Origin of the sequence: Cupriavidus metallidurans CH34 (assembly GCF_000196015.1) — a bacterium.
Taxonomy (GTDB): domain Bacteria; phylum Pseudomonadota; class Gammaproteobacteria; order Burkholderiales; family Burkholderiaceae; genus Cupriavidus; species Cupriavidus metallidurans.
In genome coordinates this window covers 3342167-3355651 of record NC_007973.1, presented here as the reverse complement: position 1 = coordinate 3355651, position 13485 = coordinate 3342167, and the positions used below count along the sequence as shown (strand labels likewise).

Here is a 13485-nt window from a genome sequence, read left to right as displayed (position 1 = left end):
TTAGGCTGACGGCTGCCCCGTATAGCCGGTTCGTCAACTGTCATGGTGACGAGGTCGGTCAGTACCGGTCCTTTCTTGGCAAAGTGTGCCGGTACTGTATTGATGAGTCTGCCTAGACTGGGTGTACTCGGCAATTCCTGATGTACATCCATGACTTTTCCAGCCTTTCTTCCCAATGTGGCTGCCGGCTCCGGCGTGCTGCTGGCCTTCTGCGCATTTGCGCTGGTCTCGTCCATCACCCCCGGCCCCAACAATACGATGGTGCTCGCGTCCGGCGTCAACTTTGGCATTGCGCGCACCGTGCCGCACCTGCTCGGCATCAGCATCGGCTTCTCGGTCATGGTGGCGCTGGTCGGCCTGGGGCTGGGTTCGATTTTCACGGCCTGGCCGTGGATGTGGGACCTGCTGCGCGTGGTGGCCACGGCCTATCTGGTGTGGCTGGCGTGGAAGCTGGCGACGGCTGGCGGCGTGCAGGACCGTGAGGTGGCTCGGCCGATGAGCTTCCTGCGCGCGGCCGCATTCCAGTGGGTGAATCCGAAGGCGTGGGTGATGGCAGTGGGGGCGTGCAGCACCTATGTGCTCGACGCCAACATCTGGGTCAATGCCATGGCAATGGCTTGCCTGTTTGCGGTGATCAACCTGCCCAGCGTGGCCACGTGGGCGGTGTTCGGTGCCGCGCTGCGCAGCCTGCTGGCACGGCCGCGCGTGTTGCGCGTGTTCAATGTGACGATGGCCCTGATGCTGCTGGCCTCGCTGCTGCCAATTCTCGGCGCCCACCCACACGGGTAGTCACCAACAAAACGATTCTATTCTGGCGTCGTAGCGCGGCCCTGGTCAGTCCACTTGTACTGTCTGCGTCTGCGGCCGCGCCCTTGCAGGGCGCGCATATGCTCGCAGGCTCATGCCGTTCCGCAGGCGGCTCGAACACGAGCCGAAACCCCTGCTTCACCCTAGACAGAACCGCTTCACTTTACTTTGTCGGCGGCTAGCAATCGCCGAGGCACGCCCTAAGAATCAAACCAACGCGCGGATCGCGCCCAGGTTACGCCAGTAGCCCTTCACGTCCATGCCGCAACCAAAGACGTAGCGGTCGGGTACCTGGAAGCCACAGAAGTCCGGGTGCATCGGCTTGATCTTGGTCAGCGTCTTTTCGCACAGTACGGCAGCGTGGCATTCCTTGGCGCCCATGTCCATGATGCGCTGGCGGATGGCAGCCATCGTCTCGCCTTCGTCGAGGATGTCGTCGAGCACCAGCACCACGCGGCCTTTGACCGATTCGCGCGGCGCCACGCGCCATTGCATCTCGCCGCCAACCGTCTTGTTGTTGTAGCGCGAGAGGTGGATGTAGTCGAACTCCAGCGGGAACTGCAGCTTGGGCAGCAACATGCCGGTGAAGACGACGGCGCCGCCCATCACGGACAGCACCAGCGGAAACGCGTCGCCCATCTTTTCCGTGATGTCGTGGGCCATGCGGTCCAGCGAGTTCTGGACTTCCTCGGCGCTGACGATTTCCTCGGAGTCGAGCCAGAGTTCGCGGGCCTGTTCAGCGGTCATCATGATCGTTGTCCTGTTCTTGTCTTGCTTGTCTTGCCTGTCTTGCGGGGGGCAGGTGGATGGTGTCTTGCCGCAGGTCAGCGGTTGAACAGGCCCTTCATGCCACCCTTCATCGCGCCCATCTGGCGCATCATCTTCATCATGCCGCCGCCCTTGAGCTTCTTCATCATGCCCTGCATCTGGTCGAACTGATTGAGCAGGCGGTTCACTTCCTGCACCGGCACGCCGGCGCCAGCGGCGATGCGGCGCTTGCGGCTAGCCTTGATCAGATCGGGTTTGGCGCGCTCGGCCGGCGTCATGCTGTTGATGATGCCCTCCATGCGGCGCACCTGCTTTTCTGCCTGGTCCATGTTCGCGCCTTGCGCCTGCGCGGCGAACTGGGCCGGCAGCTTGTCGACCAGGCTGCCCAGGCCGCCCATCTTCTTCATCTGGCCGATCTGCGCCTTGAAGTCCTCGAGGTCGAAGCCCCCGGTCTTCTTGATCTTCTTGGCCAGCTTCTCGGCGGCTTCCATGTCCACGCCGCGCTGGGCTTCCTCTACCAGTGCGAGGATGTCGCCCATGCCCAGAATCCGCTGAGCCATGCGGTCGGCATAGAACGGCTCCAGGCCATCGAGCTTTTCGCCCACGCCGACGAACTTGATCGGACGCCCGGTGATGTGACGCACGGACAACGCCGCGCCACCGCGCGCGTCACCGTCAAGCTTGGTCAGAACCACGCCCGTCAGCGGCAGCGCGTCATTGAACGCCTTGGCCGTGTTGACCGCATCCTGGCCGAGCATCGCATCGACCACGAACAGGGTTTCGGCGGGCTTCAGTTCGGCGTGCAGCGCGGCGATCTCTTGCATCATCGCCTCGTCGATACCCAGTCGGCCAGCCGTATCGACGATCAGCACATCGTGATAGTGCTTGCGCGCCCAGTCGAGCGCGGCACGCGCGATCTCCACCGGCTTCTGGTCGGGCTGGGACGGGAAAAAGTCGACGCCAACCTGCTCGGACACAGTCTTGAGCTGGGCGATAGCGGCGGGGCGGTACACGTCACAAGAGACCGTCAGGACCTTCTTTTTCTTGTTTTCCTTCAGCCACTTGGCCAGCTTGCCCGAAGTGGTGGTCTTGCCGGCGCCTTGCAGGCCGGCCATCAGGATGACCGCCGGCGGCTGGACGTTCAGGTTCAGTTCGTTGGACTTCTGGTCGGCAACGGCTTCATCGCCGCCGATGACCGCCGTCAGCTCGCGCTGCACCACGCCCACCAGGGCCTGGCCCGGTGTCAGGCTGGTGACGACGTCCTCGCCAAGGGCCTTTTCCTTGACGCGGGCAATGAATTCGCGCACGACCGGCAGTGCCACGTCGGCTTCGAGCATGGCAAGGCGCACTTCGCGCAGCATCTCGGCGGTATTGGCCTCGGTCAGTCGGGCCTCGCCGCGCATGGTCTTGACGACCCGCGCCAGGCGTTGAGTGAGGTTATCCAGCATGGCAGGAAGAGGGAGGAAAGTCGGCTTGAGTGCGGGGCGCAGGTGGTGCCGTGGCAGCATTGTGGCGGGAATCCACCAGCGAATCCACCGGCATTGGCACTAAGGTAAACTGCGCAAATGGCCATTGTACTGTATGCCTTGACGGCACTTCTCTACTGCGGCCTGGCCTTTCATGGCTGGGCGACCCGCAACCCGCGACTGGCGGCTGCCGGCGGGGCCACACCTGGCCATCCGGGGCGTCCCGGCGCGGCGGCCACCGCAGTGCTGATGCCGCCCGCTGCCGGCGGGCGCGCCGAGGGCCAGCCGGCCTGGTGGCACGGGCTGGTGATGGTGGCCCTGGTCAGTCACGGTGTGCTGCTCCATGAAACGATTTTTCCGGCGGATCGCATGGTGTTCGGGTTCGCCTTCGCGCTGTCGTCGATGCTCTGGCTTGGTGTGGGCATCTACTGGATCGAGAGCTTCTTCTTCTCGCTGGCCGGCCTGGGCCTGGTCGTTTTCCCGGTGGCAATGCTGGCCAGCCTGATGCCGCTGGCGTTCCCGGGCACGCTGATCCTGGGGTACGCGGCGCGTCCGCTGTTCAAGCTCCATTTCGTGATCGCCAACGTGGCGTATGGCCTGTTCACGCTGGCGGCGTTCCATGCGTTCCTGATGCTGATGGCTGAGCGACGCTTGCACGGCTTCAATCGCCCGGCCGGGACGGAGTCGGCATCGAGCCAGTGGCTCGGACGCTGGCTGGACCTGCTGCCGCCGCTCCTGACGCTGGAAAAGCTGCTGTTCAGGCTGATCGCCGCGGGCTTCGTGCTGCTGACGCTAACGATCGCGTCCGGTTTCCTGTTCTCCGAGCAACTGTTCGCGCGCGCGTTCCGGATCGATCACAAGACCGTCTTCGCGGTCATCTCCTGGCTGATGTTTGGCGGCATCCTGGTTGGACGCCATTTCCGGGGCTGGCGCGGCCGCACCGCGCTACGCTGGGTGATCGCGTCGTTCGGGATCCTGCTTCTCGCCTATGTGGGCAGCCGCTTCGTCATGGAAGTGGTGCTGCACCGTATCACCTGATCCCTTCGCCCCGACATGGCAAGAATCTTCCTACTGCTGGCCATCGTGCTGGGCATCTTGTGGTGGCTGCGCGATCGCGCCGGCACGCGGCAGACCGCCGAGAAACAGGAGCCGCCGCCGCGCCGCACGGGCGCTGGCGACGAAAACATCGAACCGATGGTCCAGTGCGCGCACTGCGGCGTGCATCTGCCGCGCGGCGATGCCATCGCATGGCACGGCCTGCATTACTGCCGCCGTAGCCATTTGCCAGACATGCCCGGCGAGGGCGATCACGGCACGCGTTCATGACGGCGCCGGCGTCGGCCTGGTCCCATCTGAACGGCTGGCGCGTGCTGGTCAAGCTCTGGCGTCAGTCGGAGCCACCTGAATTCCACTGGCGGCTGCAGCGGTACTTCTGCTGGACGCGGCTTGCCGTCGCTGTGTTGCTGGTCGGCTATGCCTGGCTGCCGCTCGAACGCGCCGCCGCCGGCGCCGACGTCTTCAACGTGGCGACGAACGCGCGCTTGGCCTCGGCCATGCCGGTCGTGCTGCCTTATCTGGCCATCGCCCTCGTCACGCTGTTCGGTACGTTGTGGCGCAACCACTTTCACGTGCGCGTGCGCGTGCAGGTGCTGGTCGATCTGGTCTTGCTGGCCTCCATCTACGCGGCGCTCGGTCACTTCGGCAGCCAGGGCGAAGGGCTGGCGATGATTTTCCTGCTGCCCGTGATCGAGGCGGGCGCGCTGACCAGCCTGACGTTTGCGCTGTTTGCCGCTTCGGTGTCGGCGCTGCTCGTGATGGGCCCGCCGCTCCTGCAAACATTGATCACGCGCCAGGTCGATGTGAACCTGCTCGGTTCCGGCCTGTTCGGGCTTGTGTTCATGATCGCGGCGCTCGTGATGTACATGCTTGCCAATCGCCAGATCGCCCAGGAGCAACTGGCGCTGGCGCGCGAACAGGAACTGCGCCTGCAGCAACTCGTGAACCGGCTGATGGTCAATGACATGCAGGACGGCGTGATGCTGGTCCGTGCCAATGGCGTCGTTGTGGCGGCAAATCCCGCCGCGCTCGTGCTGCTTGGCGTGCAGCAAAACGAGCGGATTCGCGAAGGGCAGGTTCGTGTTGGCGAGCGCGAGAACGTGTTGTTCGACCTGCGTCGAATGCCGCGTCTGCAACCGCTGCTGGAGATGCTGCGCGACTGGATCCGCATGAAGGACGACGTCCCGCGCATCTTGCAATTGCTGCCGCTGCCATCGCGCCCGTCCTCCTCGGCGCGCAACTCGATGCACACACGGCTGCGCCTTCGCTTCGTGCTGCCCGGCCTGGCGGGGCTGCGTTCGACGCTGGCGGGTGCACTGACCTCGCCATCGGGCCTCGACACAACCAGCTGGAACGATATGTCGCCCGAGGGCGCCGCGCGCCTGCGGCTGGCCATCGCCCAGAACGAGGCCATGGCCTGGAGCCCGGCGGACGAGGCGCTGCTGCGTAGCGAGATGCGTGACACGGTGCTGGTGCACATCGAAAGCTGGGAGCGTATTGCCGAGCAGGTCCAGCAGGAAAAACTTGCCGCGATGGGTCGACTGGTCGCCAGCGTCGCGCACCAGATCCGCAATCCGCTCGCGGCGATCAGCCAGGCCAACGAACTGCTGGCCGACTCAGGCGGTGGCGAGGGCAACATCGATGCCCGCCTGCTGCGCATCATCAGCGATAACGTGCGACGGCTCGATCAGGTGATTTCCGATGTGCTGCAACTGTCGCGCCGCCCGCGCACCGGGCATAGCGCTGTCGATTTGGCCAAGGCGCTGCCCGAAGTCGTGGACCGGTGGCGGCTGGAAATGCGTTCGCGAGCCGGCGCCCGCGCCGAGGTGAACGCCAATGCGATCCGCATCACCGTCGATCTGAAGGGGCCGGTGATCTTCGACATGTCGCAATTGCAGCAGGTGCTCGGCAACCTGCTCGACAACGCATGGCGCTATTGCAGCCGGCTGCCGGGCGCGATCCGCCTGCTGGCGCATACGCTCGACCAGCACCATGCCGAACTGATTGTCTGGAACGATGGCGCGGAAGTCACGCGCGAGCAGCAGCGCAGCCTGTTCGAGCCGTTCTTCACCAGTAATCCGCAAGGTACCGGGCTGGGGCTGTTCATGGCGCGCGAGCTGTGCGGCGCGAACGACGCCCAGGTGCGCTACGGCGCGATCGTGCTAGAGGATCTGCTCGACCGCACCGGCATGCTCGTCGGGGCTCGCGATACACTTCCCGGCAAGGCATTCGTGTTGACGCTGCGCAACGAAGTGCCCGACGTCGCGAATGCCCAGCCATTTCAACCATCGGCCAAGCTCTGATATCCATGCCTCCCAGATTGTCCGCACCCGATCCGATTCTCGTCATCGACGACGAGGCCGACCTGCGCGAGCTGCTGGATATCTCGCTGCGACGCATGGGGCATGACGTGGTGATGGCCGGTTCGCTGGCCGAGGCCCGCCTGCGTCTGGCCGAGCGGCGCTACAGCCTGGTGCTGACCGACATGCGGCTCGGCGATGGCCTCGGCATCGAGATCGTGCGCCAGTTGTCGGCGTCGCCCGAGCGCACCCCGGTGGCCGTGATCACGGCGTATGGCAGCGCGGACAACGCGGTGGATGCGCTCAAGGCCGGCGCGTTCGACTACATCGCCAAGCCGGTATCTCTCGAGCAACTCCGCACGCTGATTCTCAACGCACTGGGCCGTCACCAGCGCGGTGCGAACGGTAACGACACATCCGATCAGGCCGATGCGGGGGACGCGTCCGACGCGACCGATGGGGCCAGTCTGGGCGATCGCGCGGCCGGGCTGCTACCGGGGGTCTCGCCGGCAATTCACGAGGTACGGCGCTCGCTGCCGCGCCTGGCGCGCAGCATGGCACCGGTGGTGATCAGCGGCGAATCCGGCAGCGGCAAGGAACGGGCGGCGCGAGCGATTCACGCGATCAGCGCGCGCTCGGCGCATCCATTTGTGGCCGTGAACTGCGGCGCGATCCCTGAGACGCTGATGGAGGCCGAGTTCTTCGGTCACGTCAAAGGCGCCTTTACTGGGGCCGACGCCGAGCGCGGCGGGTTCTTCCAGGCCGCCAATGGCGGCACGCTGCTGCTCGATGAGGTCGCGGACTTGCCGCTGGCGATGCAGGTGAAGCTGCTGCGCGCGTTGCAGGAACGCCGCGTGCGCAAGATCGGCGCTAGCAAGGAAGACAGCGTGGATGTGCGCGTCATGTGCGCCAGCCACAAGGATCTGGCGGCGATGGTCGCCGCCGGAGCATTCCGGCAGGACTTGTACTACCGCCTCAACGTGCTTGAACTCCGGATGCCCACGATGCGCGAGCGCGCCGAGGACATCCCGGTGCTTGCCCGCGCGATTCTCGAGCATCTGGCCGTGCGCTACGGCGATGCGCATCCCAAGCGGCTGTCGCGCGCGGCGCTGGAATGGCTCTGCGCGTACGAATTTCCGGGGAACGTGCGCGAGCTCGAGAACCTGCTCGAGCGTGCCTACGCGTTCGCTGAGAGCGAGGAGATCGAGGTGGCCGACCTGGGGCCGCTCGACACCGGCATCGAGCGTGCCGCGCTGATGCAGACGGCCATGGCGGCGCCGCCGTTGACTGCCGTGCCGCCGGCAGCCATGTATCACCGGTGGGGTAACGCCGGAGCCTGGGGCGTGCCCGCTCCGGCGACACCCGTGGCGGTGATGCCAGAACCGGCGCCCGTGCCGGCCCCGATTCCCGTGGCAGGGCCGGTCGCCGTGCCTGCCCCCGATGCTGGCGCGCCGGCTGCCACCACGTTCCCAATTAATCTTCCCGCGCACCTGGAGGCGATGGAGCGCGAGCTGATCCTGCGCGCCTTGCGGCAGACCGGCTTCAACCGGACCGCCGCGGCGCCGCTGCTGGGTTTGAACTTCCGCCAGTTGCGGTATCGGATCGAACAGCTCGGTATCTGCGAGGAGGATGGGCGCAGCGGCCGGGACGATAGCGAATCGCTGGCCGAAGGGGAGGGGCGCGATGTCTGACGCCGCAGGCCGGGTCCGCGACTGGCGGCCCAACGCCGACGGCTGGGTCCCCGCAGCCCGCCACGTGCCGTCCCCGAACTTCGACGCCCGCCCCGAAGGCATGGCGGTCGATGTGGTGGTACTGCACAACATCAGCCTGCCGCCGGGGCAGTTCGGCTCCGACGATATCGAGGCGTTCTTCCAGAATCGGCTCGATGCCACGCGCCATCCGTTTTTCGAGACGATTCGCGATGTCCGGGTATCGGCCCACTTCCTGATCCGTCGCGATGGCGAGCCGGTTCAGTTTGTCGCCTGCACACAACGTGCGTGGCACGCCGGCCAGTCCGACTATTGCGGACGCCAACGCTGCAACGACTTCTCGATCGGCATCGAGATCGAGGGCACCGACGACCAGCCGTTCACGCCAGCTCAGTACGAGACGGTCGCCGCGCTGGTGAGTGCCCTGCGGGCCGCCTATCCGATCCAGGGCGTCGCTGGCCACAGCGACATTGCTCCGGGACGCAAGACCGACCCAGGCCCCTACTTCGACTGGAGCCGCTTTGCGAAACAGGCCGCGCTGCCGCTGGCGATGATGCCGTACCGGCAGGCAAGGTAGGTTTTCCAGGGGTGTCAAATAGGGTGCGCCGGGCCCCGAATCGTCACGACGGCTGCCACATTCTGGGACACCTATCGCCGACCTGTTCCCATAGAAATATTTTCAAAATCTTGTGCGCCACCGAACGGCTCGCCGCGAACCCTTGAGGCAGCGGGCTTTGCGGGATTGTGGCGCTGCCGCACCGCCGGCCCGGCAATGTGAAAGCTGATTGTCAAGACTGGTCATTCAGTCTCGTTTCACTATACTTAGCCCAGATTTTCGATGTGACCACTACATCTAGTGGTTTTTCCGGGGAGCCGACCCAAGAGTGAAGCCTCGCTGCAGCAGCTTGCGGTGTGTGCGTCACAAAATTCAACCGGGTCGGGCTGTAAAAGAGTCCCTAGCAGAATGAACGCCTGTGCAGTTTGGTTCTCGCCTGGCATGGCCAGTGTCGAGTGTCTTCTGGAGCGCATTTTGCTAGGGACTTTGTCATCTTCAGCAGAAGTCTTCAATACAAGGGTTAAAACAGGAGTTACCTCATGCAAACGGCCCAAAACGAACAACAAACCACTGGCGTGACTGGCGTTGCTGGCGCAGCAGCCGGCATTGCGCAGCAGAGCCCCGTCGCTGCAGGCGTTACCTATCAGGACTACAAGCTGATCCGCCGTAACGGCGCCGTGGTGTCGTTCGAGCCGAACAAGATTGCCGTGGCCATGACCAAGGCATTCCTGGCCGTCAACGGCGGCCAGGGCGCGGGATCCGCGCGCGTGCGCGAGATCGTCGAGCAACTGACCCAGAATGTGGTGCGCGCGCTGGTGCGCAGCCGTCCGAACGGCGGCACGTTCCATATCGAAGACGTGCAGGATCACGTGGAACTGGCGCTGATGCGCTCGGGCGAACATGAGGTGGCCCGCGCCTACGTGCTGTACCGCGAAAAGCGCACGCAGGAACGTGCCCAGGCCAACGCGCAGGCGGTGGCCCGCGTGCAGGAAGCCGGCGTGTCGTTCAACGTGACCGATAACGGTGTGACGTACCAGCTGGACTTGGTGGCGCTGCACGCGCTGATCGACAACGCCTGCAGCGGCCTCGGCAAGGCCGTCAGCGCAGAGCCGATCCTGAAGGAAACGCTCAAGAACCTGTACGACGGCGTGCCGATGACGCAGGTCTACGACTCCGCCATCCTGGCCGCGCGCACGCTGATCGAGAAGGACCCGGCCTACAGCCAGGTGACCGCCCGTATCCTGCTGCACACGATCCGCAAGGAAATCCTGGGCGCCGAAGTGACCCAGACCGAGATGGCGACGAAGTACGCCGAGTACTTCCCGAAGTTCATCGCCCGCGGTATCGAAGCCGAACTGCTCGACGAAAAGCTGGCCACGTACGACCTGGCCCGCCTGGGCGCCGCGCTGGACGCCTCGCGCGACTTCCAGTTCAACTACCTGGGCCTGCAGACGCTGTACGACCGCTACTTCCTGCACGTGGACGAAGTGCGCATCGAAATGCCGCAGGCGTTCTTCATGCGCGTGGCCATGGGCCTGGCGCTGGAAGAGAAGGACCGTGAAGCGCGCGCGATCGAGTTCTACCAGCTGCTGTCGTCGTTCGACTTCATGTCGTCGACCCCGACGCTGTTCAACTCGGGCACGCGCCGCTCGCAGCTGTCGTCGTGCTACCTGACCACGGTCTCGGACGACCTGGAGGGCATCTACGAGGCGCTCAAGGAAAACGCGCTGCTGTCGAAGTTCGCTGGCGGACTGGGCAACGACTGGACCAACGTGCGCGCGCTGGGCTCGCACATCAAGGGCACCAACGGCAAGTCGCAGGGCGTGGTGCCGTTCCTGAAGGTGGTCAACGACACGGCCGTGGCCGTGAACCAGGGCGGCAAGCGCAAGGGCGCGGTCTGCGCGTACCTGGAAACGTGGCACCTGGACATCGAGGAATTCCTCGAACTGCGCAAGAACACCGGCGATGACCGCCGCCGCACGCACGACATGAACACGGCCAACTGGATTCCGGACCTGTTCATGAAGCGTGTGATGGAAAATGGCGAATGGACGCTGTTCTCGCCGGCCAGCTGCCCGGACCTGCATGACAAGGTCGGCAAGGCATTCGAGCAGGCCTACCTGGGCTACGAAGCCAAGGCCGCCAACGGCGAACTGAAGCTGTTCAAGAAAGTGCCGGCCATGCAGCTGTGGCGCAAGATGCTGGGCATGCTGTTCGAAACCGGCCATCCGTGGATCACGTTCAAGGACCCGTGCAACATCCGCAGCCCGCAGCAGCACGTGGGTGTGGTGCATAGCTCGAACCTGTGCACGGAAATCACGCTGAACACGAACGAGAGCGAAATCGCCGTGTGCAACCTGGGTTCCGTGAACCTGGTGGCCCACCTGATGCAACAGGCCGATGGCACGTACGTGCTGGATCACGCCAAGCTGCAGAAGACGATCCGCACCGCGATGCGCATGCTCGACAACGTGATCGACATCAACTACTACGCGGTGGAGAAGGCGCGCAACTCGAACCTGCGCCACCGTCCGGTGGGCATGGGCATCATGGGCTTCCAGGACTGCCTGCACGTGCTGCGCACGCCGTACGCCAGCGACGCCGCGGTGAAGTTCGCCGATACGTCGATGGAAGCCGTGTGCTACTACGCCTACCAGGCGTCGACCGAGCTGGCCGAAGAGCGTGGCCGTTACAGCACCTACGAGGGTTCGCTGTGGGATCGTGGCATCCTGCCGCAGGATTCGCTGAAGCTGCTGGCCGAAGAACGTGGCGGCTACCTGGACGTCGACCTGTCGTCGACGATGGACTGGGACAGCCTGCGCGGTCGCATCAAGCAGCACGGCATGCGCAACTCGAACTGCATCGCGATCGCCCCGACCGCGACCATTTCGAACATCATCGGCGTGTCCGCCTGCATCGAGCCGACGTTCCAGAACCTGTACGTGAAGTCGAACCTCTCGGGCGAGTTCACGGTAGTGAACGACTACCTCGTGCGCGACCTGAAGGAACGCGGCCTGTGGGATGAAGTGATGGTCGCCGACCTGAAGTACTTCGACGGCTCGCTGGCCCGCATCGACCGCATTCCGCAGGACCTGCGGGACATTTACGCCACGGCGTTCGAAGTGGAACCGACCTGGCTCGTGGAAGCCGCCAGCCGCCGTCAGAAGTGGATCGACCAGGCCCAATCGCTGAACATCTACATGGCCGGCGCTTCGGGCAAGAAGCTGGACGACACCTACAAGCTGGCCTGGCTGCGTGGTCTGAAGACCACGTACTACCTGCGCACGATGGCTGCCACGCACGTGGAGAAGTCCACCGTGCAGCGCGGTTCGCTGAACGCGGTGTCGTCGGGCGCCGACGGCCAGTCGGGCATCGATGCTGCCGCGTCGGCTGCACCGGCGATGCCGGAGGCCGAGGGCGCGGTCTGCACGATGCGTCCGGGCGATCCTGGCTTCGAAGAGTGCGAAGCCTGCCAGTAAGCAACACCTGAAAGTACCCTCGGTCTGCTCCCCTCTCCCGCTGTGCGGGGGAGGGGCCGGGGGAGAGGGCCAGGCACATCGATAGCCGATGCGCCTAAGCTGACCACAGCCGCCCCTGATCGAATCATCGGAGAAACAACATGCTGAGCTGGGACGACGACGTTCAAGCCACACCGCAGGCCGCGCCGCAGCCTGCCCTGCAACCCGCTGCCGTCGCCACGTCGGTCGACCAGCAAGGCGTGCTGCCGCCGGCAGCCACCGAGCCGGGCATCCTCGGCAACAACCCCAACGCCGCCGCCGCGCAAAGCACGCGCCGCGTGAACGCCGCCGACAAGCGCGTGATCAACGGCGCCACGGACGTGAACCAGCTCGTGCCGTTCAAGTACAAGTGGGCATGGGAAAAGTATCTGGCCGGTTGCGCGAACCACTGGATGCCGCAGGAAATCAACATGTCGCGCGACATCGCCCTGTGGAAGGACCCGAACGGCCTGACCGAGGACGAGCGCCGCATCATCAAGCGCAACCTGGGCTTCTTCGTGACGGCCGATTCGCTGGCCGCCAACAATATCGTGCTGGGCACGTACCGCCAGATCACGGCGCCGGAATGCCGCCAGTACCTGTTACGCCAGGCCTTCGAAGAGGCCATCCACACGCACGCGTACCAGTACATCGTGGAATCGCTCGGTCTGAACGAAGCCGAGATCTTCAACGCGTACCATGAAGTGCAGTCGATCCGCGACAAGGACGAGTTCCTGATCCCGTTCATCGACACGCTGACCGACCCGTCGTTCAAGACCGGCACGCCGGAGAACGACCAGAAGCTGCTGAAGTCGCTGATCGTGTTCGCCTGCATTATGGAAGGCCTGTTCTTCTACGTGGGCTTCACGCAGATCCTGGCGATGGGCCGCCAGAACAAGATGACCGGCGCTGCCGAGCAGTACCAGTACATCCTGCGCGACGAATCCCTGCACTGCAATTTCGGCATCGACCTGATCAACCAGATCAAGCTCGAGAACCCGCACCTGTGGACGGCCGAGTTCAAGGCCGAGATCACCGAGCTGTTCAAGAAGGCCGTGGACCTGGAATACCGCTACGCCGAGGACACCATGCCGCGCGGCGTGCTGGGCCTGAACGCACCGATGTTCAAGGGCTACCTGCGCTTCATCTGCAACCGCCGTTGCCAGCAGATCGGCCTGGACCAGCTCTTCCCGAACGAGGAAAACCCGTTCCCGTGGATGAGCGAAATGATCGACCTGAAGAAAGAGCGTAACTTCTTCGAGACGCGCGTCATCGAGTACCAGACGGGCGGCGCGCTGTCGTGGGATTGAGGGGTCGGCTGCCGCG

The 13485-nt window shown here is 64.6% G+C and carries 10 protein-coding genes; 8 read left to right on the top strand and 2 right to left on the bottom strand.

The genetic code is table 11. The annotated features are described in order from the left end of the window. The first annotated feature begins 150 nt into the window (after positions 1-150). Positions 151-789 (top strand): LysE family translocator, encoded by a 639-nt coding sequence (locus RMET_RS15500; protein ID WP_011517596.1) that lies wholly within the window; start codon positions 151-153, stop codon positions 787-789. 225 nt (positions 790-1014) lie between these two features. On the opposite strand, the gene RMET_RS15495 is transcribed toward RMET_RS15500, so the two are convergent. Next, a complete protein-coding gene (locus RMET_RS15495) occupies positions 1015-1557 on the bottom strand; it encodes a hypoxanthine-guanine phosphoribosyltransferase (protein WP_011517595.1) in 543 nt (180 codons plus the stop codon). 74 nt (positions 1558-1631) lie between these two features. Then, entirely contained in the window at positions 1632-3023 is a 1392-nt protein-coding gene (ffh, locus tag RMET_RS15490) for a signal recognition particle protein (protein ID WP_011517594.1), read from the bottom strand. 117 nt (positions 3024-3140) lie between these two features. Here ffh and RMET_RS15485 point away from each other — a divergent pair, with 117 nt between their 5' ends. The 7 genes from RMET_RS15485 to RMET_RS15455 all read left to right on the top strand — a co-directional run bounded on the left by RMET_RS15485 (position 3141) and on the right by RMET_RS15455 (position 13469). Beyond that, the gene (locus tag RMET_RS15485) at positions 3141-4079 is read left to right on the top strand and encodes a cytochrome C assembly family protein (RefSeq protein ID WP_011517593.1); all 939 of its coding nucleotides are present in this window, start codon (positions 3141-3143) and stop codon (positions 4077-4079) included. Between the two features lie 15 nt (positions 4080-4094). Further along, positions 4095-4367 (top strand): PP0621 family protein, encoded by a 273-nt coding sequence (locus RMET_RS15480; protein WP_011517592.1) that lies wholly within the window; start codon positions 4095-4097, stop codon positions 4365-4367. Next, entirely contained in the window at positions 4364-6400 is a 2037-nt protein-coding gene (locus RMET_RS15475; RefSeq protein WP_011517591.1) for a histidine kinase dimerization/phospho-acceptor domain-containing protein, read from the top strand. Before RMET_RS15480 ends, RMET_RS15475 begins: the two co-directional genes overlap by 4 nt. Positions 6401-6405: 5 nt before the next feature. Further along, on the top strand, positions 6406-8088 hold the full coding sequence (locus RMET_RS15470; RefSeq protein ID WP_011517590.1) for a sigma-54-dependent transcriptional regulator: 1683 nt from the start codon (positions 6406-6408) through the stop codon (positions 8086-8088). Then, a complete protein-coding gene (ampD, locus tag RMET_RS15465; RefSeq protein WP_011517589.1) occupies positions 8081-8683 on the top strand; it encodes a 1,6-anhydro-N-acetylmuramyl-L-alanine amidase AmpD in 603 nt (200 codons plus the stop codon). The genes RMET_RS15470 and ampD overlap by 8 nt, the downstream gene beginning before the upstream one ends. 518 nt (positions 8684-9201) lie before the next feature. Further along, complete coding sequence (locus tag RMET_RS15460; RefSeq protein WP_011517588.1) at positions 9202-12141, top strand: ribonucleoside-diphosphate reductase subunit alpha; 2940 nt, start codon at positions 9202-9204, stop codon at positions 12139-12141. Between the two features lie 140 nt (positions 12142-12281). After that, a complete protein-coding gene (locus tag RMET_RS15455) occupies positions 12282-13469 on the top strand; it encodes a ribonucleotide-diphosphate reductase subunit beta (protein ID WP_011517587.1) in 1188 nt (395 codons plus the stop codon). Positions 13470-13485: the final 16 nt, after the last annotated feature.

What these genes read in the sequence shown, in the direction of transcription:
- RMET_RS15495 (WP_011517595.1), bottom strand. Translation starts at nt 1,557, where the DNA reads ATGATGACCGCTGAACAGGCCCGCGAACTCTGGCTCGACTCCGAGGAA.
- RMET_RS15500 (WP_011517596.1), top strand. Translation starts at nt 151, where the DNA reads ATGACTTTTCCAGCCTTTCTTCCCAATGTGGCTGCCGGCTCCGGCGTG.
- RMET_RS15475 (WP_011517591.1), top strand. Translation starts at nt 4,364, where the DNA reads ATGACGGCGCCGGCGTCGGCCTGGTCCCATCTGAACGGCTGGCGCGTG.
- RMET_RS15455 (WP_011517587.1), top strand. Translation starts at nt 12,282, where the DNA reads ATGCTGAGCTGGGACGACGACGTTCAAGCCACACCGCAGGCCGCGCCG.
- ffh (WP_011517594.1), bottom strand. Translation starts at nt 3,023, where the DNA reads ATGCTGGATAACCTCACTCAACGCCTGGCGCGGGTCGTCAAGACCATG.
- ampD (WP_011517589.1), top strand. Translation starts at nt 8,081, where the DNA reads ATGTCTGACGCCGCAGGCCGGGTCCGCGACTGGCGGCCCAACGCCGAC.
- RMET_RS15470 (WP_011517590.1), top strand. Translation starts at nt 6,406, where the DNA reads ATGCCTCCCAGATTGTCCGCACCCGATCCGATTCTCGTCATCGACGAC.
- RMET_RS15460 (WP_011517588.1), top strand. Translation starts at nt 9,202, where the DNA reads ATGCAAACGGCCCAAAACGAACAACAAACCACTGGCGTGACTGGCGTT.
- RMET_RS15480 (WP_011517592.1), top strand. Translation starts at nt 4,095, where the DNA reads ATGGCAAGAATCTTCCTACTGCTGGCCATCGTGCTGGGCATCTTGTGG.
- RMET_RS15485 (WP_011517593.1), top strand. Translation starts at nt 3,141, where the DNA reads ATGGCCATTGTACTGTATGCCTTGACGGCACTTCTCTACTGCGGCCTG.